General features: G+C 69.8%; 20 protein-coding genes. 14 read left to right on the top strand and 6 right to left on the bottom strand.

The features are described 5' to 3' along the window. Positions 1-399 precede the first annotated feature (399 nt). Complete coding sequence (locus VF612_RS06995; RefSeq protein ID WP_408659131.1) at positions 400-1,614, bottom strand: hypothetical protein; 1,215 nt, start codon at positions 1,612-1,614, stop codon at positions 400-402. 377 nt (positions 1,615-1,991) lie between these two features. Between VF612_RS06995 and rpsB the strand changes: the two genes are divergently transcribed. The 7 genes from rpsB to VF612_RS06960 all read left to right on the top strand — a co-directional run bounded on the left by rpsB (position 1,992) and on the right by VF612_RS06960 (position 8,966). Then, positions 1,992-3,014 carry a 30S ribosomal protein S2 gene (gene rpsB, locus VF612_RS06990; protein ID WP_408659130.1) on the top strand — a complete coding sequence of 341 codons (1,023 nt, stop codon included), beginning with the start codon at positions 1,992-1,994 and terminating at the stop codon, positions 3,012-3,014. 151 nt (positions 3,015-3,165) lie between these two features. Beyond that, complete coding sequence (tsf, locus tag VF612_RS06985; protein WP_408659129.1) at positions 3,166-3,990, top strand: translation elongation factor Ts; 825 nt, start codon at positions 3,166-3,168, stop codon at positions 3,988-3,990. 193 nt (positions 3,991-4,183) lie between these two features. Continuing rightward, positions 4,184-4,876: a UMP kinase gene (pyrH, locus tag VF612_RS06980; RefSeq protein ID WP_408659134.1), complete on the top strand. Its 693-nt coding sequence runs from the start codon at positions 4,184-4,186 to the stop codon at positions 4,874-4,876. Between the two features lie 50 nt (positions 4,877-4,926). Next, complete coding sequence (frr, locus tag VF612_RS06975) at positions 4,927-5,490, top strand: ribosome recycling factor (protein ID WP_408659128.1); 564 nt, start codon at positions 4,927-4,929, stop codon at positions 5,488-5,490. Further along, on the top strand, positions 5,490-6,821 hold the full coding sequence (locus tag VF612_RS06970) for a phosphatidate cytidylyltransferase (RefSeq protein ID WP_408659127.1): 1,332 nt from the start codon (positions 5,490-5,492) through the stop codon (positions 6,819-6,821). The genes frr and VF612_RS06970 overlap by 1 nt, the downstream gene beginning before the upstream one ends. Positions 6,822-6,920: 99 nt before the next feature. Further along, the gene (gene rlmN, locus VF612_RS06965; protein ID WP_408659133.1) at positions 6,921-8,021 is read left to right on the top strand and encodes a 23S rRNA (adenine(2503)-C(2))-methyltransferase RlmN; all 1,101 of its coding nucleotides are present in this window, start codon (positions 6,921-6,923) and stop codon (positions 8,019-8,021) included. 111 nt (positions 8,022-8,132) lie between these two features. After that, positions 8,133-8,966, top strand: coding sequence for a TrmB family transcriptional regulator (locus tag VF612_RS06960; protein WP_408659126.1), 834 nt, complete (start codon positions 8,133-8,135; stop codon positions 8,964-8,966). A 12-nt stretch (positions 8,967-8,978) separates the two neighbouring features. Here the strand turns inward: VF612_RS06960 and VF612_RS06955 are convergent, their stop codons facing one another. From VF612_RS06955 to ald, 3 genes are read right to left on the bottom strand one after another with little or no spacing between them, the layout of a single operon-like run. Continuing rightward, positions 8,979-9,662 (bottom strand): pyridoxamine 5'-phosphate oxidase family protein, encoded by a 684-nt coding sequence (locus VF612_RS06955; protein WP_408659125.1) that lies wholly within the window; start codon positions 9,660-9,662, stop codon positions 8,979-8,981. 46 nt (positions 9,663-9,708) lie between these two features. Then, positions 9,709-11,094, bottom strand: a complete 1,386-nt coding sequence (locus VF612_RS06950) for an NAD(P)/FAD-dependent oxidoreductase (protein WP_408659132.1) — start codon at positions 11,092-11,094, stop codon at positions 9,709-9,711. After that, the gene (gene ald / locus VF612_RS06945; protein ID WP_408659124.1) at positions 11,091-12,206 is read right to left on the bottom strand and encodes an alanine dehydrogenase; all 1,116 of its coding nucleotides are present in this window, start codon (positions 12,204-12,206) and stop codon (positions 11,091-11,093) included. The genes VF612_RS06950 and ald overlap by 4 nt, the downstream gene beginning before the upstream one ends. Positions 12,207-12,409: 203 nt before the next feature. Between ald and VF612_RS06940 the strand changes: the two genes are divergently transcribed. Next, positions 12,410-12,979, top strand: a complete 570-nt coding sequence (locus tag VF612_RS06940; RefSeq protein WP_408659123.1) for an Lrp/AsnC family transcriptional regulator — start codon at positions 12,410-12,412, stop codon at positions 12,977-12,979. 23 nt (positions 12,980-13,002) lie between these two features. Here the strand turns inward: VF612_RS06940 and VF612_RS06935 are convergent, their stop codons facing one another. After that, positions 13,003-14,409 (bottom strand): aspartate aminotransferase family protein, encoded by a 1,407-nt coding sequence (locus VF612_RS06935; protein WP_408659122.1) that lies wholly within the window; start codon positions 14,407-14,409, stop codon positions 13,003-13,005. Further along, complete coding sequence (locus VF612_RS06930; RefSeq protein WP_408659121.1) at positions 14,406-14,882, bottom strand: Lrp/AsnC family transcriptional regulator; 477 nt, start codon at positions 14,880-14,882, stop codon at positions 14,406-14,408. Before VF612_RS06930 ends, VF612_RS06935 begins: the two co-directional genes overlap by 4 nt. Positions 14,883-15,209: 327 nt before the next feature. On the opposite strand from VF612_RS06930, the gene VF612_RS06925 reads away from it, so the two are divergent. From VF612_RS06925 to VF612_RS06900, 6 genes are all read left to right on the top strand, one after another. Beyond that, positions 15,210-16,427 (top strand): ABC transporter substrate-binding protein, encoded by a 1,218-nt coding sequence (locus VF612_RS06925; protein ID WP_408659120.1) that lies wholly within the window; start codon positions 15,210-15,212, stop codon positions 16,425-16,427. Between the two features lie 34 nt (positions 16,428-16,461). Continuing rightward, positions 16,462-17,625 carry an ABC transporter ATP-binding protein gene (locus VF612_RS06920; RefSeq protein WP_408659119.1) on the top strand — a complete coding sequence of 388 codons (1,164 nt, stop codon included), beginning with the start codon at positions 16,462-16,464 and terminating at the stop codon, positions 17,623-17,625. Next, positions 17,622-18,533 carry an ABC transporter permease gene (locus VF612_RS06915; protein WP_408659118.1) on the top strand — a complete coding sequence of 304 codons (912 nt, stop codon included), beginning with the start codon at positions 17,622-17,624 and terminating at the stop codon, positions 18,531-18,533. The genes VF612_RS06920 and VF612_RS06915 overlap by 4 nt, the downstream gene beginning before the upstream one ends. After that, the gene (locus tag VF612_RS06910; RefSeq protein ID WP_408659117.1) at positions 18,533-19,387 is read left to right on the top strand and encodes an ABC transporter permease; all 855 of its coding nucleotides are present in this window, start codon (positions 18,533-18,535) and stop codon (positions 19,385-19,387) included. The genes VF612_RS06915 and VF612_RS06910 overlap by 1 nt, the downstream gene beginning before the upstream one ends. Positions 19,388-19,431: 44 nt before the next feature. Next, a complete protein-coding gene (gene speB, locus VF612_RS06905; RefSeq protein ID WP_408659116.1) occupies positions 19,432-20,454 on the top strand; it encodes an agmatinase in 1,023 nt (340 codons plus the stop codon). Beyond that, on the top strand, positions 20,451-20,630 hold a 180-nt coding region (locus tag VF612_RS06900), incomplete at its 3' end, for a saccharopine dehydrogenase NADP-binding domain-containing protein (RefSeq protein WP_408659115.1). The genes speB and VF612_RS06900, both read left to right, overlap by 4 nt.

The raw sequence follows: 20,630 nt of genomic DNA, 5'->3' as shown, positions 1-20,630 counted from the left end.
CCCCGGCTGACGAGACCCGCGCTGACGAAACCCCGGCTGACGAGACTCCCGCTGACGAAACCCCGGCTGACGAGACCCGCGCTGACGAAACCCCGGCTGACGAGGCGACAGCCGACGAGACCCCCGCTGTCGCGGCGATGGACGACGCAGAGCCGAGGAACAGCACGAGCCCGATAACCGGTACCAGTAATCGCATGCCAGCAGCCTGCCCGCGTCAGCCCTTCGATAGCTCGGCGCCGAGCAAGCTGTGGACAGACGCGATCCCGGTGCACAAGACCGCCACGACGGGCCCAGGAACGGGGCCGGTCGTGGCGGTCTGCGTGCAGCATCAGCGCCCGAGGTGGCTCACTGAGCGATCAGCTTCGCCAAAGGCAGGCAAGGTCCACAGGGACCCCGCCCTCAGAAGCCGGCGTTGTGGTAGTCGCCGAAGGTGTTCCAGCCCGACCAGGCGCCGCTCTGGTAGATGTTCTGGTACAGGCTGCCGTTGGTGCCGTTGTCGAACACGTCATACCTACCGGTGCTGCTGCGGTAGGTGACGCCAGGAGTGCCGGTCACCGCCGCCCCGAGGTCCTGCCAGGTCCAGCCGGCGCTGGTGTAGATGGCGTGCCACATGTGGTTGTCGGTCTTGGTGGCGAACAGGTGGATGACGCCTGAGCCGTCGAGCATGGCCTCCACGCCACCGGCGAAGCCGGCGTTGTGGAAGTCGCCGAAGGTGTTCCAGCCCGACCAGGCGCCGCTCTGGTACATGTTCTGGTACAGCTGGCCGTTGGTGCCGGTCGCGAACACGTCATAGCGTCCGGTGCTGGTTCGGTAGGTGACCCCCGGAGTGCCGGTCAGCGCCGCGCCCAGATCCTGCCAGGTCCAGCCGGTGCTGGTGTAGATCGCCTGCCAGAGGTGGTTGTCGGCCTTGACGGAGAACAGGTGGATGACCCCGGAGCTGTCCAGCATCGCCTCCGTTCCCTCAGCGAGCGCCGATGAGCCGCCCGAACCCGCCGCGACGCCGTTGTACCGGTAGGGAACCCAGCTCGCCGACCCGTCCATGGACTGGTCGTACGGATAGCTGATCGTGCGCTGGACGGCGCCGGTGCTGCCCGCCTCCTCGGCTACGGTGTAGGCGGTGTGCGCGGTGTTCGCCCAGCTGACGAACATGACGACGTGCGAGCCGTTCACCGGATCCTGGGTGCTGTGATAGTTCAGCACGTCGCCCTTCTGCAGCTGTTCCTTGGTGATCGCGGTGCTGACGCTGGGCAAGGACCCGGTGTTCAGGGAGCTGTCCAGGCCCCAGGCCATCGATATGAAGCCTGAGCAATCCGTCCGGTAGGGCCCGACGGGGGCCGAGTTGGCATTGGCGTAGGCGAATTGGCTGTAGGGGACGTTCTGGCTTACCCAGTACTGCGCCCGGTTGTAGATGGTGTCGCGGCTGATGCCGACGGTGGTCAGGGCAGCTGTGCCGCTCTCAACCTTCTTGACCGGTCCTTGGGGGTTGCGTCCAGCGCGGTGGTCGGTGTGCGGCGAGGCCGCCACCGGTTGTGCCAGCGTCAGGACCAGGATCGAGGCCGTGACGAGGCCGCCGATGACACCTCGTCCAGGCGCTCGGGGGAAAGACAATCGCATGGGTAATCCTTCTCTGCGGAAATGGTTTCTTCAGGCTCACACCGTCCGGACCGCATAAACAGACGGGTAACTGCCAGTTCCCGCTGAAAGACCTCCTGCCAGGCCCGGGCGCGATCGCCGGCCGGGGCTCATTTCCGGTGGAGGGGCAGGCGGCGCTACACTTGCCATGCGCCCGGTGCAAGCCGGGTGACTTCGCGTGCCCGCCTGCCGATCCACCAGCAGGCAGCGGCCAACTTCGGTCCGGCTCTCACCAGCCGGCGCTGGCCGCGACATCCGGCACCAGGGTGATCGACCATCCGGTCCGATCACGACAACCGAGGCAGCGTGGCCGCCCGTCGAGGGTGCCCGCGCACGAACGCAAGGAGGACGCGCGCCCCATGGCCGTCGTCACCATGAAGAACCTGCTCGACTCCGGGGTCCACTTCGGGCACCAGACCCGGCGCTGGAACCCCAAGATGAAGCGATTCATCTTCACCGAGCGCAACGGCATCTACATCATCGACCTGCAGCAGACGATCGGCTACATCGATCGCGCGTACGAGTTCGTGAAGGAGACGGTGGCCCACGGCGGCACCGTCCTGTTCATCGGCACCAAGAAGCAGGCGCAGGAAGCGATCGCCGAGCAGTCCACCCGGGTCGGCATGCCCTATGTCAACCAGCGCTGGCTGGGCGGCATGCTCACCAACTTCTCCACCGTCTACAAGCGGCTGCAGCGCCTGAAGGAACTCGAGGCGATGGAGGAGAACGGCTGGGAGGGCACTGCCACCAAGAAGGAGCAGCTCATCCTGACCCGCGAGAAGGTCAAGCTCGAGCGCACCCTCGGCGGCATCCGCGAGATGACCAAGACCCCGAGCGCGGTCTGGATCGTCGACACCAAGAAGGAGCACCTGGCGGTCGCCGAGGCCCACAAGCTCAACATCCCGGTCATCGCGATACTGGACACCAACTGCGACCCGGACGAGGTCGACTACAAGATCCCGGGCAACGATGACGCCATCCGCAGCGCCGGCCTGCTGACCCGGGTGATCGCCGACGCGGTCGCCGAGGGTTTGATGCAGCGCGCGGGCCTGGCCGCCAACGCCGGCCGCGACGAGAAGCCGGAGCCCGGTGTGCTCGCCGCCGACGAGCCGCTGGCCGACTGGGAGAAGGAGCTGCTCAAGCCGACCCAGACGCCGGACGTGACGCCCGCAGCTGCCACCGAGGCTCCCGCCACGGACGCTCCCGCAGCTACCGCTGCCGAAGCGCCCGCCGCCACGGAAGCACCCGCCGCCACGGACGCACCCGCCACGGACGCACCCGCCGCCGAAGCGTCCGCTGCCGAGGCTCCCGCAGCAGCCGACACCGCTGCCCAGGCCGACCCGGCGACCGAGGCTCCGGCCGACGGCGCCACCGCTTCCTGACAGCGACTGCCTGAGCAGGCAACCCGCCGGGAGGGCGTCCGTCTCGATGAGATCGGACGCCCTCGCCATGGGAGGGCCTGCCACCACCTGAGATCCGAAGACTGAGATCTGAAGCCTGAGATCTGAAGACGAGAGACGGGACACATACCCCATGGCAATCACTGCCGCCGACGTGAAGAAGCTCCGGGATGCCACCGGCGCCGGGATGATGGACGCGAAGAAGGCCCTCGAAGCCGCTGACGGCGACTTCGACAAGGCCGTGGAAGAGCTGCGGATCAAGGGCGCCGGCAAGGCCGCCAAGCGCGGCGCCGAGCGCGAGACCAGCAACGGCCTGGTCGCCGCCGCCGAGAACGCGATGATCGAGCTCGCCTGCGAGACCGACTTCGTGGCCAAGAACGAGCAGTTCCAGTCGCTGGCCGGCGACATCGTCGCCCACTTCGTCGGGTCCTCGGCCACCGACGCGCAGTCGCTGCTGAACGAGAAGCTGGTCGACGGCAAGACCGTCGCGGAGAACATCGAGGCCCTCAACGCCGTCATCGGCGAGAAGATCGAGCTGCGCCGCGCGGTCAAGCTCGAGGGCAAGGTCGCGACCTACCTGCACCGCAAGTCCAGCGACCTGCCCCCGCAGGTCGGCGTGCTGGTCGCCTTCGAGGGTGACGACGTCACCGCCGCCCGTGCCGCTGCGATGCAGGTCGCGGCGCTGAAGGCGCAGTTCCTGACCCGCGAGGACGTGCCGAGCGAGACCGTCGAGAACGAGAAGCGGATCGCCGAGGCCACCGCCCGCGAGGAGGGCAAGCCCGAGGCCGCGCTGCCCAAGATCGTCGAGGGCCGGCTGAACGGCTTCTTCAAGTCCGAGGGTGGCGTGCTGCTCGAGCAGTCGGCCGTCCAGGACAACAAGAAGACCGTCAAGGCGATGATGGACGAGGCCGGCGTGAAGCTGCTCGGCTTCGCCCGGTTCGAGGTCGGCGCAGCCTGAGCCAGCCTGGATCCGTCCGAGCCGTTGTCCGCCATTCGGGCCGCGATGAGGCAGGATCGTAGGGAACGCAAGAACGAGGAGAGGGGCCGCCATGACCGAGACCGGACAGGCGGCCCTTCTGTCGTCGCTGCCCCAGGACTCCGCGCCGTCCGCCGCCGCCCGCCAGCCTGAGCGCACCCCGTACCGCCGGGTGATGCTGAAGCTGTCCGGGCAGGTCTTCGGCGGCGGCGAGGTCGGCGTCGACCCGGACGTGGTGGCCTCGATCGCCCGGCAGATCGGCGAGGTCAACGAGGGCGGCACCCAGGTCGCGGTGGTGGTCGGCGGCGGCAACTTCTTCCGCGGCGCCGAGCTGAGCCAGCGCGGCATGGACCGCGACCGCGCCGACTACATGGGCATGCTGGGCACCGTGATGAACTGCCTGGCGCTGCAGGACTTCCTGGAGAAGGCCGGCGTGCCGACCCGGGTCCAGACCGCGATCACGATGGGCCAGGTCGCCGAGCCGTACGTGCCCCGCCGCGCCGAGCGGCACCTGGAGAAGGGCCGCGTCGTGATCTTCGGCGCCGGCGCCGGCATGCCCTACTTCTCCACCGACACCGCCGCCGCCCAGCGCGCGCTGGAGATCGGGTGCAACGTGCTGCTGATGGGCAAGAGCGGGGTGGACGGGGTGTACGACGCCGACCCCCGGACCAGCCCGCACGCCGTCAAGTTCGACACCATCAGCTACGACGAGGTGCTCAACCGCGGCCTGCAGGTCGCCGATGCCACCGCGTTCAGCCTGTGCCGGGACAATGGGATGCCGATCGTGGTGTTCGATCTTGCCGATGGCAACATCGCACGGGTGATCCGTGGCGAGAAGATCGGCACGCTGGTCGGCCCCGAGGCCTGACATCTCACCCGGCCGTCCCCGGCCGCAGACGCTAGAACCAGGAGACTGACGTGATCGAGGAGACCCTCTTCGAAGCCGAGGAGAAGATGGAGAAGGCGGTCACCGTGCTGCGCGATGACCTGACCAGCCTCCGGACCGGACGGGCGGCTGCGAGCAGCTTCGCCCGGATCAACGTCGAGTACTACGGCGCCATGACCCCGCTGCCCCAGCTGGCCTCGGTGAGCACCCCCGAGGCCCGGATGGCCGTCATCAAGCCCTATGACGGCAGCCAGCTGCAGGTGATCGAGAAGGCCATCCGCAACAGCGATCTGGGTGTGAACCCGAGCAACGACGGCAACCTGATCCGGGTGATCTTCCCGCAGCTCACCGAGGAGCGCCGCCGGGAGCTGGTCAAGGTCGCCAAGGGCAAGGGCGAGGACGCCAAGGTCTCCATCCGGGCGGTGCGCCGGCACGCCAACGACACCTTCGGCAAGCTGGTCAAGGACAAGGAGAGCGGCGTCGGCGAGGACGACGCCCACCGCGCCGAGGCGGAGCTGCAGAAGATGACCGACAAGTACGTGGCGGCCGTGGACGACCTGGTCAGGCACAAAGAAGCCGAGCTCCTCGAGGTCTGATGACCGATCGCAACGAACCGCCGGCCGGCGACGACCCGGCTGCGCCTGCCTCGACCGGTCGGCACGGCGGCGACAGCGGCCTGTCCGCGGCGGAGCTGATCGCCCGGTCGCGGGCGGCGTCGCCGGAGATCGCCCAGCGGCCGTCCCGGTCGGCCCGCCACGCCCAGGAGGCTCGGCCGGCGCCGCCCGGCAGCGACTCGCAGCCGCCGGCTGCCCCGCTGCCCGGAGCCGGATCCGCCGAGGGAGCTGCGCAGCCCGAGGCGGCCGCGCCGACGACCCGGCACCTGCGCGTCGTCGAGGCGCTCCGCTCGGGTGGCTCCAAGCCGGCCAGCGGCGGTCTGACGCTGGCCGACCTCCCGCGTACCGACCTCCCGCGTACCGGCCCCGCGCTGGCCACGCCGGTGCTCGAGCCGCAGGCCGGGCCGGCCACCGCGCTGAACGGCCAGCCCGCCGAGGTCCGACCCGGGACGGCGACGGCCACTGGCGCCGCCGAGCCCGCGGTCGAGATCGCACCACCACGCAAGTCCCGGGCCGGACGGGACCTGCCGGCCGCGATCGGCGTCGGAGTGGGCCTGGCCGCCCTGGTCATCGGCACCCTGGCCTTCTACCGGCCGAGCTTCGTGATCCTGCTCAGCATCGCGGTGGCCATCGGGATGTATGAGATGGTGACCGCGATCGGCACCGTGGAGGCGCGGCCGCCCCTGGTGCCGCTGCTGGCGGGTGTGCTGGCGATGGAGGCGGCAGCCTGGTTCCACGGCCCGGACGGGCTGGTCGGCGCCCTGTTGCTGACGGTGCTGGGGCTGACCGTCTGGCGGCTGGCCGACGGCGCCACCGGCTACCTGCGGGATGTGGCCGCCGGCAACCTGGTCGCGCTGTACATCCCGTTCCTGGCCGGCTTCGCCACCTTGATGGCCCATGCCGATGACGGCGCCGCCCGGATCATCCTCTTCGTCCTGACCGTGGTGTGCTCCGACACCGGTGGCTACGCGGTCGGGGTGCTGTTCGGCAAGCATCCGATGGCGCCCACCGTCTCGCCGAAGAAGTCCTGGGAGGGTTTCGCCGGCTCGCTGCTGGCCGGCGCGACCGGGGGCGTGCTGATGATGGTGTTCTGCTTCCACCAGCAGTGGTGGCAGGGCGCGCTGTTCGGCGTCGCGATCGTCATCACCGCCACCCTGGGCGATCTGGGGGAGTCGATGATCAAGCGCGACCTCGGGATCAAGGACATGGGCAAGCTGCTCCCCGGCCACGGCGGCGTCATGGACCGGCTGGACTCGCTGCTGCCCTGCGCGCCGGTGGCCTACCTGCTGCTGGCCGCCTTCCTGCCCGGCTGAGCAACCGCAGCTCGGCCGACTGCGTCCTGCCCCGCTGAGCGGCTGCCGCCGATCCGGCGGTGGCTTCCGGCAGCGGATGGCCGTGGGAGAATGGATGGCCTGATGACCTCGCTCCCACTGATCTTCGACGCCCCGCGCAAGGCGAAGCCGCCGCGCCACCTCGCCGACCTGTCACCGTCCGAACGCCGGGTCGCCGTGGCCGAGCTGGGTGAGAAGCCGTTCCGCGCCGACCAGCTGTCCCGGCACTACTTCAGCCGGCTGGAGAACGACCCGGCCGCCATGACCGATCTGCCGGCGGCGGTCCGCGACCGGCTCGGCGCCGCGCTGCTGCCACCGCTGCTGACCGAGGTGCGCCACGTCGACACCGACCGCGGCGCCACCCGCAAGACGCTGTGGCGGCTGCATGACGGCACGCTGGTGGAGAGCGTGCTGATGCGCTACCGCGACCGGCTCACGGTGTGCATCTCCAGCCAGGCCGGCTGCGGCATGGCCTGTCCGTTCTGCGCCACCGGCCAGGGTGGCCTGACCCGCAACCTGTCCACCGCCGAGATCGTCGAGCAGGCGGTCGCCGCCGCCCGGGTGGCCGCCGCCGGTGAGCTGCCCGGTGGGCCGATGCGGCTGTCCAACGTGGTGTTCATGGGCATGGGGGAGCCGCTGGCCAACTACCAGCGGGTGGTGGCCGCGCTGCACCGGCTGATCGACCCCGCTCCCGCGGGCCTGGGCCTGTCCCAGCGCGCGGTCACGGTCTCCACCGTGGGACTGGCGCCTGCCATCGGCAAGCTCGCCGACGAGGGGCTCAGCGTGACGTTGGCGGTGTCGCTGCACGCCCCGGACGACGAGCTGCGAGACACCCTGGTGCCGGTGAACAACCGCTGGAAGGTTCGCGAGGTGCTCGAGGCCGCCGACGGCTACGCCGCCCGGACCGGACGCCGGTACTCGATCGAATACGCCATGATCCGCAACATCAACGACCAGCCGTGGCGCGCGGACCTGCTGGGCACCCTGCTGTCGGGTCGGCTGGCGCATGTGAACCTGATCCCGCTCAACCCCACTCCGGGGTCGAAGTGGGACGCCTCGCCCAAGCCGGTCGAGGAGGAGTTCGTGGCCCGGCTGGAAGACCACGGCGTGCCGGTGACGGTCCGCGACACCCGCGGGCAGGACATCGACGGCGCCTGCGGCCAGCTGGCGGCGATCGGCTGAGCAAGGCGCCCTCCCGCCTCACCCGTTGCCCCTCATCGAAATCACATAGAACTTTGGCGTTGCCGCCCACAAACACGGGCTTTCCAGCGCACCGCTAGGTACGGTTCGGGGATGGGAGATCCGCACATGCATGTGCATGGCCTCGTACAGCTCGGCATGACGCGCTACGAGGCGAAGGCCTATCTGACCCTGATCCAACGGGAGAGCTTCGCCGCATCCGAGCTGGCCAACGAGGCGGGCATCCCCAGGCAGCGCATCTATGACGTGCTCAACAGCCTGGTCTCCCGCGGGCTGGCCCGGGACTGGCCGGGCCCGGTGACCAGGTACGCGGCAACCGATCCGGAAGCGGCTGTCGAGCGGCTGCTCGCCGTCCAGCGCCAGGCGTTGGCCGGCCTGGAATCCCACTCGACCGCACTGGCCGCCAGCCTGCGCGACACCTGGTCGGCCGGTCGGCAGGAGACCGCGCCGCTGGATTACGTGGAGGTGCTGCGCGACCCCGGCATGGTCGGCGCCCGGTTCCGCGACCTGCAGCGGGAGGCGGAGCGGTCGCTGCTGACCTTCTCCAAGCCCCCGTACGCGATGCCCAACAACCCGCTGGGCCTGGAGGCGACCCGCCGGATCGTCCAGAACGGCGGTGACGTCCGCTGCATCTACGAGCCGAGCATCCTCGACAACCCCGAGGTCGTCGCCGAGACGCTGGAGTTCATCAAGGCCGGCGAAGGGGCCCGGGTGGCCGAGGAGGTGCCGATGAAGCTGTGCCTGGCCGACGGGCACCGGGCGCTGTTCTCGCTGACCGACCCGATCGCCGGGGCGCTGACCTCGACCAACATCCTGGTCGAGCATGTCGCGTTGACCAGCAGCCTGCAGTGCGCCTTCGAGGCGATCTGGGCGATCGGCGAGCCGTTCGAGGCAGCCCTGGAGCGCCGGACCAAGTCCTCCGCCTGAAGCTGCCGCAGCCTAGCGCTGCTGCAGCCGCCGCACCGAGGCCGGCACCTCGATGTCCGGACGCAGGTCCGGGGCGTCCTGCGCCTGCCCGTAACGGCTGACCAGTGGCACCACGCCTGCCCAGGAGGGGCCGGCCACGTCCTCGGCCAGGTCGTCGGGCTGGCCGTCGGAGAGCTTGATGCTCCAGTCCTCGACGGTCATCCGCAGCACCAGGGTGGCGGCGAGCTCCTTGGCGCTGGGCCGGCGGACCTCGGCGACCCGGCCGGGAATCAGCGCGTCGGTGAGGATGTCCAATGCGTCGACCTTCTGCTCGCCCTCCAGAGCGGTGCAGCAGCCGAACAGCACCGCGCTGCGGTAGTGCATCGAGGACTCGAAGGCGGACCTGGCCACCAGCATGCCGTCGAGCGCGGTGACCGCCAGCGACACCGGGATGCCGGTCGCGATCAGCCGCAGCCATCGCGAGCCGGTCGAGCCGTGCAGCAGCACGTCGTCGCCGTCCCGCGCGATCGCGGTCGGCAGCACGAACGGCTGGCCGTCCTCGGTGACGAAGCCGACGTGCCCGACCGGGACGTCGGCCAGCAGCTGGCGCAGCGCGGCCCGGTCGGCGCTGACCCGGTCGGTCATCCGGCTCGGACGGACCCGCTCCGGTCTGCTGCCCGCCCGGCTTCCTGGGATGGCCTCGTCCGGCCGGCTCATTCGCCCTCCTCAAAGCTCTTCGCGCGAACGTTCATCGTAAGAGCGCTCACCGTCCGAGTGCCCGGTTCACGACGCCGGCCAGCCTGGACGGGCGGCCGTAGCGGTCCTCGGCCCGGTCGGCCCAGCTCATCGCGCGCAGCCCGGCATTGGCGCCCAGCCACCGCAGCGGCTCGACCTCCCAGGCCGGTGACCGGTGCCCGACCCATGGCAGCCGGGTGAGGTCGCTGACCCGCCCCAGCACCAGATCGGTCAGCGTCCGGCCGGCGAGGTTGGTCGCCGCCACCCCGTCCCCGGCATAGCCACCGGCCCAGGCCAGGCCGGTCGAGCGATCCAGCCCCACCGAGGGATGCCAGTCCCGGCTGATGCCCAGCGGACCGCCCCAGCTGTGGCTGACCGGCGCGCCCGCCGCGGCCGGCAGCAACCGGTCGAGGGTCGAGCGCAGCGCCGCGAACACCGCCGGCACCCGGTCATAGCCGGGCGAGATCCGGGAACCGAAGTGGTACGGCGCGCCCCGGCCGCCGAACAGCAACCGGTCATCGGCGCTGCGCTGGCCGTAGACGATGAGATGCCGGAAGTCGGAGAAGGTCTCCCGGGCTGCCAAGCCCAGCTGATCCCAGGTGCGCCGCGGCAACGGCTCGGTGGCGATCATGAGCGAGTACACCGGCGCGACGCTACGCCGGTAACCCGGCAACCGGGCGCTGAACCCTTCGGTCGCCCGGACGATCACCTCGGCGCGCAGGTCGCCGTGCGCGGTGCGGATCCGGCCCGGCTCGATGCTCAGCGCACGGGTCTGCTCGTAGAGGCAGACGCCGAGGCCGGTCACCCGGGCAGCCAGCGAGCGGGCCAGCTTGGCCGGATGCAGCGCCGCGCAGTGCGGGGTGTAGACGCCGCCGAGCACCGAGCTGCCGGCCAGCCGTCGCGAGGCGGCAGCCGCGTCGAGCAGCTCGACGTCCTCCGGCCCGAAGCCGAACATCCTGGCCTGCTCGACCTCCTCGACGGCCCGGCGCAGCTGCGGCTGGCTGCGGGCCAGCGTGACGGTGCCGCCGGCTGCCCAGTCGGCGGCCAGGCCGTCGGCCGCGATGACCCGTCCCACCTCGGCGACGGTGGCCTGCATGGCCCGGTACTGCCGGACGGCGGCGTCGCGGCCGTGCTCGCGAGCCAGCCGGGCCACCGACACCGGGTACAGCGCCGAGCACCAGCCACCGTTGCGCCCGGACGCGCCGAACCCCGCGATCTCGGCCTCGACGATGGCGATCCGCAGCGCGGGGTCGGCGAGCTTGAGGTAGTAGGCCGTCCACAGCCCGGTGTAGCCGGCGCCGACGATGGCGACGTCGACCGCCCGCTCGCCCGGGCCGGCGGTGGCCAGCGACGGGCGCGGGGTCAGGTCGTCGCCGGCGGTGGCATGCCAGAACGACAGGTCGCGGGAACTCAGCCGAGCACCTCGGCGATGGCCCGGCTGTCATAGCCCAGCGCCTGGCCGACCTGGGCGTTGGTGAGCTCGCCGGCGTGGGTGCTGAGCCCGAGCGCCAGGGCCGGGTCCGACCGCAGGGCGTCCTGCCAGCCGAGGTTGGCCAGCTCCACCGCGTAGGGCAGCGTGACGTTGGTCAGCGCGTAGGTCGAGGTGTGCGGCACCGCGCCGGGCATGTTGGCCACGCAGTAGAACATCGAGTCGTGCACCTGGTAGGTCGGGTCGGCGTGGGTGGTCGGCCGGGAGTCCTCGAAGCAGCCGCCCTGGTCGATGGAGATGTCGACCAGCACCGAGCCGGGCTTCATCCGCGACACCAGCTCGTTGCTGATCAGCGTCGGGGCCTTGGCGCCCGGGATCAGCACCGCGCCGATCACCAGGTCGGCGTCCAGCACCGCCCGCTCCACCTCGTAGGCGTTGGAGGCGATGGTCTGGCAGTGGCCCCGGTAGATGGCGTCCATCTGGCGCAGCCGGGCGACGTTGCGGTCCAGCAGCAGCACCTCGGCCTGCATGCCGAGCGCGATCGTCGCCGCGTTCTGCCCGGACACCCCGGCGCCGATCACCACGACCTTGGCCGCGTAGGTGCCGGGGACGCCACCCATCAGCACGCCGCGCCCGCCGCCGTGACGCATCAGGTGGTACGAGCCGACCTGCGGCGCCAGCCGGCCGGCGACCTCGGACATCGGGGCCAGCAGCGGCAGCGAGCCGTCGGGCAGCTGGACGGTCTCGTAGGCGATCGAGGTGGTGCCGGCCTTGAGCAGGGCGTCGGTGCAGTCGCGGCCGGCGGCCAGGTGCAGGTAGGTGAACAGCACCTGGTCCGAGCGCATCCGGCCGTACTCCTCGGCGATCGGCTCCTTGACCTTGAGGATCAGGTCACCGGTGGCCCAGACGTCGTCCGGAGTCGGCAGGATCTGCGCGCCGGCCGCCACGTAGTCCTGGTCCGGGATCGAGGACCCGAGGCCGGCCTCGGCCTCGATGTAGACCTGGTGGCCGTGGCGGACCAGCTCGTTGACTCCCGAGGGAGTGATCGCCACGCGGTACTCGTGGTTCTTCACCTCGCGGGGGATGCCGACCTTCATGACGTCTCCTCTTCCATCGACAGTGACAGCTGATGACGCTGGCCGGACAACCGCTGGACCGGGCCATGGGGCTTGCAATGGCACAGAACGAGTACAGAACGAGCACGGCACGCGCACCGGGACGCGCGCCGTTATCCAAAAACAATGAAGGATCGGATAACTGATTACTAGTGTACTGAAGCTAATTCTGTCAGAGTGCCTATATGAGCCCCGCACGTTCGGATCAGGCAGGTCGAGCCGGGGTTCCGCCGAACAGCGTGCAGCTGCCCGGACGGCCCGGCAGGCGTTCGAGCGCCGGCGAAACCGAGGCCGATCCGGTCACCGGGCTGGACCAGGTGGACCGGGCGATCCTGCGGGCGCTCACCGCGGACGCCCGGATCCCCAACAACGCCCTGGCCGAGATGGTCGGGGTGGCGCCGTCCACCTGTCTGGGCCGGGTCCGGTCGCTGCGCGAGCGCGGCGTGATCCGGGGCTTCCACGCCGACATCGACCCGGCCTCGGTCGGCCGCGCCATCCAGGCCATGATCGCCGTCCGGATGCAGTCGCACGCCCGCAGCCACATCGCCGAGTTCGCGGCGACCGTGTCGCAGCTGCCGGAGGTGCTGAACGTGTTCTTCCTGGCCGGCGCCGATGACTTCCTGCTGCACGTCGCCGCCCGCGACACCGAGAACCTGCGCAACTTCGTGGTGGTGAACCTCAGCGGCAACCCCGACGTCGCCCTCACCGAGACGAACCTGATCTTCGAGCACATCCGCTCCGCCGCCGGCTACTGACGCGGCCCGCCGGCCGTCCCGGGCTAGATCTGCTTCATGCCCTCGGTCAGCACCGAACGCAGGATCTGCTCCATCTCGTCGAACTCGGCCTGGCCGCAGATCAGCGGCGGCGAGAGCTGGATGACCGGATCGCCCCGGTCATCGGCGCGGCAGTACAGGCCCGCGTCGAACAGCGCCTTGGACAGGAAGCCGCGCAGCAGCCGCTCGGACTCGTCCTCGTCGAAGGTCTCCTTGGTGGCCTTGTCCTTGACCAGCTCGATCCCGTAGAAGTAGCCGTCGCCGCGGACGTCGCCGACGATCGGCAGGTCCAGCAGCTTCTCCAGCGTCGTCCGGAAGGCGTTCTCGTTGTCCAGCACCCGCTGGTTGAGCCCCTCCCGCTCGAACAGGTCGAGGTTGGCCATCGCCACCGCCGCGGACACCGGGTGGCCGCCGAAGGTGTAGCCGTGCGGGAAGTAGGTGGTCCCGTGCAGGAACGGCTCGATCAGCCTGTCGGTGGTGATGCACGCGCCGATCGGGGAGTAGCCCGAGGTCATGCCCTTGGCGCAGGTGATCATGTCGGGGATGTAGTCGAACTTCTCGGAGCCGAACATCGTGCCCAGCCGGCCGAAGGAGCAGATGGTCTCGTCCGAGACCAGCAGCACGTCGTAGGTGTCACAGATCTCGCGGACCCGCTGGAAGTAACCGGGCGGCGGCGGGAAGCAGCCACCGGAGTTCTGCACCGGCTCCAGGAACACCGCCGCGACCGACTCCGGCCCCTCCATGATGATCGCCGCCTCGATCTGGTCGGCGGCCCACTGGCCGAACATCTTCAGGTCATCGCCGTAGATCGGCGCCCGGTAGAAGTTGGTGTTGGGCACCTTGTGCGCGCCCGGCACCAGCGGCTCGAACATCGTCTTCGCGCTCGGGATGCCGGTGAGGGCCAGCGCGCCCTGCGGGGTGCCGTGATAGGACACGTAGCGCGAGATCACCTTGTGCTTCTCGGGCTTTCCGGTGAGCTTGAAGTATTGCTTGGCCAGCTTCCAGGCCGTCTCGACCGCCTCGCCGCCGCCGGTGGTGAAGAACACCCGGTTCAGATCGCCCGGGGTGTGCGACGCCAGCCGCTCGGCAAGCTGGATGGCCTTGGGGTGGGCATAGGACCACAGCGGGAAGTAGGCCAGCTGGCTGGCCTGCTGGGCGGCGGCGTGGGCCAGCTCGCGCCGGCCGTGCCCGGCCTGCACCGTGAACAGGCCGGAGAGCCCGTCCAGGTAGCGCCGGCCCTGGATGTCGTAGACGTAGACGCCCTCGCCCCGCTCGATGATCGGCACCGGCGAGTCCTGGTAGGAGGAGAGCCGGGTGAAATGCATCCACAGGTGGTCACGGGCCGAGGCGGCCAGCCGGTCAGCCTGCTCGCTGTCGTAGCCGGTGTCGGGTTCAAAGCTGCTGGTTGTCATGCGATACCCCAGTTGTAGGTTTGCTTCTTGAGTTTCAGGTACATGAACGTCTCGGTGCGGCGGACCCCGGCGAGCTTGCGGATCCGTTCGTTGATGAGCTCCAAGAGATGGTCGTCATCGATCACCACCGCCTCGGCGAGGATGTCGAAGGAGCCCGCGGTCAGCACCACGTACACCAGCTCCGGAATCTCTGCCAGCGCGGTGGCGGCGCTTTCCAGGTCCCCCTCGATATTGATGCCGATCATCATCTGCCGGGCGAAGCCGATCTGCTGCGGATCGGCCACCGCCACGATCTGCACGGTGCCGGACTCGACGAGCTTCTGGACCCGCTGGCGGACTGCCGCCTCCGACAACCCGACCGCCTTGCCGATGCTGGCGTAGGGTCGCCGGCCGTCCTGCTGCAACTGCTCCACGATGGCCTTGGACGTGTCGTCAAGCTGCTGGCGCCCAGATCGACGCCGTGACACTGACATGGAACGAATACTGCAGTACCTACGCGTACTTTGCAAGTGAATCCGAAGCACTTCACCTCCTAGAGCCGCTATATCGTCCGCCTGGACGCAGGCAGCCTGCGTCCACCACTCGGAGCCGCCCCCGCCGTCGCGGAGCGGCCGGCTGCTGCCCGCCCCGGCGTCGGGATTCTGCCGTGCTGACGGAAACGTCTATGGATTTCGTTGCCGGGTGCGGAAATCGAGACGGAATTGCTTGGCGTCTGCACCCCGAAGATGCCAGCATCCGTGGCTAGCATGGCCTAGATCCGTGACGCCAGCGTCGCGCGCCGATCGACGAGGGAGATTTCCATGACCGACCGCTCCGAGCAGGATCTCGGCTTCGACCCCGCCCTGGCCCGTGGCCTGCTCAGCCGTCGCAGCATGCTCGCCGGACTCGGGGCGACCGGCCTGGCCAGCCTGCTCGCCGCATGCGGCACCAAGGGCACCACGACCAAGGCCAACCCGTCCTCGCAGGCCGCGGAGGACCGCTCGGACACCGAGAAGGTGCTCAGCTGGTCCAACTGGCCCGAGTACATCGACGTCGACGACAAGACCCAGGCCCGCCCGACCCTGGACGCCTTCACCAAGCAGACCGGCATCAAGGTCACCTACACCGAGGACTACAACGACAACGACGAGTTCTTCGCCAAGGTCCAGCCGCAGCTGCGGGCCAACGCCGACACCGGCCGCGACGTCTGGTGCTCCACGGACTGGATGGTCGCCAAGCTGATCCGGCTGAACTGGGTGCAGGAGCTGAACAAGGCCAACATCCCGAACGCCAAGAACGTCCAGGACACCCTGGCCGACGTCGAGTTCGACCCCGGACGCAAGTTCTCGCTGCCCTGGCAGTCCGGCTTCACCGGCATCGGCTACAACCCCAAGGCGACCGGCGGAAAGAAGATCGAGACCCTGGAGCAGCTGTTCACCGACAAGGCGCTCAAGGGCAAGGTCACCCTGCTCACCGAGATGCGCGACACCGTCGGGATGACGCTGCTGGCGATGGGCAAGGATCCGGCGAAGTTCACCGACTCCGACTTCGACGCGGCGATCAAGCAGCTGACCGAGGTCAAGGACAGCGGCCAGCTCAAGGGCTTCACCGGCAACGAGTACGGCAAGGGCCTGGCCTCCGGCGACATCGCGGCGTGCCTGGCCTGGACCGGCGACGTGGTCCAGCTGCAGGCCGACAATCCCGCGCTGGGCTACACCCTGCCGGCGGCCGGGCACATGATCTGGTCGGACAACTTCGTGATCCCGAACAAGGCCAAGCACAAGAAGAACGCCGAGATCCTGATCAACTACTTCTACGACCCGAAGGTGATGGCGCAGGTCGTGGGCTACGTCAACTACATCTCCGTGATCAAGGGCGCCGAGGAGATCCTGGTGGCCGATGACCCGGACGTGGCCGAGAACCCGCTGATCTTCCCGTCCGAGGAGGTGCTGGGCCGGGCGCACGTCTTCCGCGGCCTGACCGAGGCCGAGGAGACCAAGTACAACAAGGCGTTCCAGGCGCTGACCACTGGTGGCTGAGCGGTTGCGGCCGCGGCAGGGGAGCGCTCCGGCCATGGCAGGGCCCGCTGCCAGCAGCGACTCCGGCGATCTGGTGCTGTCCTCGCTGACCAAGCGGTTCGGCCCGTTCACCGCCGTGGACAACGTGGACCTGAGCATTCCGCAGGGCTCGTTCTTCGCCCTGCTCGGCCCGTCCGGGTGCGGCAAGACGACCACCCTGCGGATGGTCGCCGGACTGGAGCAGCCGACCGTCGGCGAGATCCGGATCGGCAGCCGCGACATCACCTACGACAAGCCCTACCGGCGGCCGGTGAACACCGTCTTCCAGAGCTACGCGCTGTTTCCGCACCTGAGCGTCTGGGAGAACGTCGCGTTCGGCCTGAAACGGCGCCGGTCGCAGCAGGTGGACTCCCAGGTCGCCGACGTCCTGGAGCTGACCGAGCTGCAGGCATTGGCCGCCCGCAAGCCCGCGCAGCTGTCCGGCGGCCAGCAGCAGCGGGTGGCGCTGGCCCGCGCCATCGTCAACAGGCCGGCGGTGCTGCTGCTCGACGAGCCGCTGGGCGCCCTGGACCTGAAGCTGCGCCGGCAGATGCAGGTGGAGCTCAAGCGGATCCAGACCGAGGTGGGGCTGACCTTCGTCCATGTGACGCACGACCAGGAAGAGGCCATGACGATGGCCGACACCATCGCGGTGATGAACGCCGGCCGAATCGAGCAGCTGGGCGCGCCGGCCGAGCTGTACGAGAACCCGGCCACCACGTTCACGGCGAACTTCCTGGGCCAGTCCAACCTGATCCGGGCCACCGTCCGGGACCGGCAGGCCGACTCGGCGACGGTGGCGCTGCCCACCGGAACGGTGCGGGTGCCGGCCAGCCGGCTGCCCGGCGGGGTGGACGAGGTCTGGGTCGGCGTCCGGCCCGAGAAGATCACGGTGGAAGGCGAGACCGGGCAGGGCGAGCCGGCTGACCCGTACAAGGGCCTGAACCGCATCCCCGGCGCGGTCGTCACCGACGCCAGCTTCATGGGCGTCAGCACCCAGTACCTGGTACGCACCCCGTGGGGCCAGGAGCTGATGGTGTTCGAGCAGAACCGGAGCAGCACGGGCATCCACCGCCCCGGTGACCGGGTCGGCCTCAGCTTCTCGGCCGAGCACACCTTCGCCCTGGACGCCGGCCAGGACGCCGCGGCCGGCATCGACCTGGACGAGGCGCCCGCGTGAGCGCCACCTCAGCCGTCCCAGCCGCCACCCCGTCCCGGTCCCGGCGGCGGTTCGCCGGCATGCCGTACTTCCTGCTGCTGCCGGGGCTGCTGTGGCTCGGGATCTTCTTCGTGATCCCGATGATCTTCCTGCTCTCCCAGTCCCTGCAGACCGGCACCCTGGAGACCGGTTACCAGCTCACCTTCCACTTCGCGACCTACAGCGACGCGATGACGCAGTTCTTCCGGCAGTTCCTGCGCTCCTTCGAGTACGCGTTCCTGGCCACCGTGCTCGCGCTGCTGATCGGCTACCCGCTGGCCTACGCGATCGCGTTGAAGTCCGGGCGGTGGAAGCCGGTGCTGCTGGTGATGGTGGTCGCCCCGTTCTTCACCAGCTTCCTGCTCCGCACGCTGGCCTGGCAGACCATCCTGAACTCCGACGGCCTGGTCATGAAGTTCTTCCGCGGCACCCACCTGATCCAGCTGACCAGCGCGCTGGGCTGGACCAATGGCAGCCAACTGCTGAGCTCGCCGCTGGCCGTGGTCACCGGCCTGACCTACAACTTCCTGCCGTTCATGGTGCTGCCGCTGTTCGCCAGCCTCGACCGGCTGGACCCGCGGCTGCTGGAGGCTGCCGGGGACCTGTACGCCAGCCCGCTCACCGCGTTCCGGCGGGTCACCCTGCCGATGTCGATGCCGGGCGTGGTCGCGGGCACCCTGCTGACCTTCATCCCGGCGGCCGGGGACTACATCAACTCGCGGCTGCTGGGCAATCCGAACACCGCGATGATCGGGCAGACGATCGAGGGCTACTTCCTGCGCATCAACGACTATCCGACGGCCGCCGCGCTGTCGTTCGTGCTCATGTTCACCATCCTGGTCCTGGTCTCGCTCTACGTGCGCAAGTCCGGCACCGAGGAGCTGGTCTGATGGTCGCGACCCTGCCGCAGCGCGCGGGCGCTGCCGCCCCGGCCGCCACCCGACGCCGCAGGTCACCGTGGGCGGTGCTGCGCGAGAACGTCGTCTGGGTGGTGGCGGTGCTCGCGCTGGTCTACCTGCTGCTGCCGAACCTGGTGGTGGTGCTGTTCTCGTTCAACAAGCCCAACGGCCGCTTCAACTACACCTGGCAGCGGTTCTCCTTCGACGCCTGGCTGCATCCGTGCTCGGCGCCGGGGATGTGCGAGTCGCTGAGCCTGTCGCTCAAGATCGGGGTGGCCGCCACCGCGGCCTCCACGCTGCTGGGGACGATGATCGCCTTCGCGCTGGCCCGCTACCGCTTCCGCGGCCGGACCGGGTCCAACCTGCTGATCTTCCTGCCGATGGCCACCCCCGAGGTGGTGATGGGCTCGTCGCTGCTGACGCTGTTCGTCAGCACGGGCATCCCGCTGGGCCGGATCACGATCCTGATCGCGCACATCATGTTCTGCCTCAGCTACGTGGTGGTCACCGTCAAGGCCCGGATCGCCGGGCTCGATCCCCGGCTGGAACAGGCAGCGGCCGACCTGTACGCCAACGAGTGGCAGACCTTCCGCCGGATCACGCTGCCGCTGGTCGCCCCGGGCATCGCCGCCGGCGCGCTGCTGGCCTTCTCGCTGTCCTTCGACGACTACATCATCACCAACTTCAACGCGTCCAACGCCTCGATCACGTTTCCGATGTACGTCTGGGGCGCCGCGGCGCGCGGCACGCCGGTGCAGATCAATGTCATCGGGACGGCGATGTTCGTGCTGGCGGTGCTCGCCGTCGCGCTGGGCCAGCTGGCCGGCCGGCGCCGCAGCCGCTGACCGCGGCCCGTCCTGATCGCGATCGAACGACTACTGGAGGAAGCATGGCGCGCTACGGCGCACAGTTCGGCCCCGACATCACCTTTCTCGGCGTGCCCCGGTGCGACTGGGCGGACCCGGCCAGCTACGCCGGCGCCGACGTGGTGATCCTGGGCGCGCCGTTCGACGGCGGCACCTCCCACCGCGCGGGCACCCGGTTCGGCCCCCAGTTCATCCGGCAGAGCTGTTACCTGGCACACGACGGCAGCCGCCCGTCGCTGGCGCTGCGGGTGGACGGCCTGCGCGATCTGGTCGTCTACGACGCCGGGGACGTCGAGCTGTTCTCCGGCGATGCCGAGCGCTCGGTGCGCGACCTGCAGGTGGCGGTGCACGCGGTCGCGGCCACCGGCGCGATCCCGCTGATCCTGGGCGGCGATCACACCATCGCCTGGCCGGACGCGGCGGGCGTGGCGCAGCACCTGGGCCAGGGCAAGGTCTCGATGATCCACTTCGATGCGCACGCCGACACCGGCGACATCGAGTTCGGCTCGCTGATCGGGCACGGCCAGCCGATGCGGCGGCTGATCGAGTCCGGCGCCGTGCGCGGTGACCGGTTCCTGCAGATCGGGCTGCGCGGCTACTGGCCGCCGCCGGAGACCCTGGACTGGATGGCCGGGCAGGGCATGCGGTCCTACGAGATGACCGAGATCACCGCCCGCGGCCTGGAGGCCTGCCTGACCGAGGCGTTCGCAATCGCCCTGGACGGCTGCGACGGCGTGTTCCTGTCGGTCGACATCGACGTCTGCGACCCCGGGCACGCGCCGGGCACCGGCACCCCCGAGCCCGGCGGCCTGACCGCCCGCCAGCTGCTCGATGCCGTCCGGCGGATCTGCTACGAGCTGCCGGTGGTCGGCATCGACCTGGTCGAGGTGTCACCGCCCTACGACCATGCCGACATCACCTCGTTCCTGGCCAACCGGGTGGTGCTGGAGTCGCTGTCGGCGATCGCCCGCCGGCGCAAGGACGCCGCCGACGGCACCCGCTGGGACCCCACGCAGCCGTTGCTGGACGGGCGGGGCGGGCAGTGAGGCTGCTGATCCTGGGCGCCGGCGGGGTCGGCTCGGCGGTGGCCAGGATCGCCGCCCGGCGGCCGTTCCTCGAGCACGTGCTGCTGGCCGACTACGACCTCGGCCGGGCCGAGCGGGCCGCGGCCGCTGCCGGTGACCCGCGGATGGCCGCGACCCGGCTGGACGCCTCGGACTCC

It is taken from the genome of Jatrophihabitans sp. (assembly GCF_036388195.1).
Classification (GTDB): domain Bacteria; phylum Actinomycetota; class Actinomycetes; order Mycobacteriales; family Jatrophihabitantaceae; genus Jatrophihabitans_A.
Note: the sequence above shows the minus strand (reverse complement) of the source record. Positions and strands in the feature narration are given on the sequence as shown.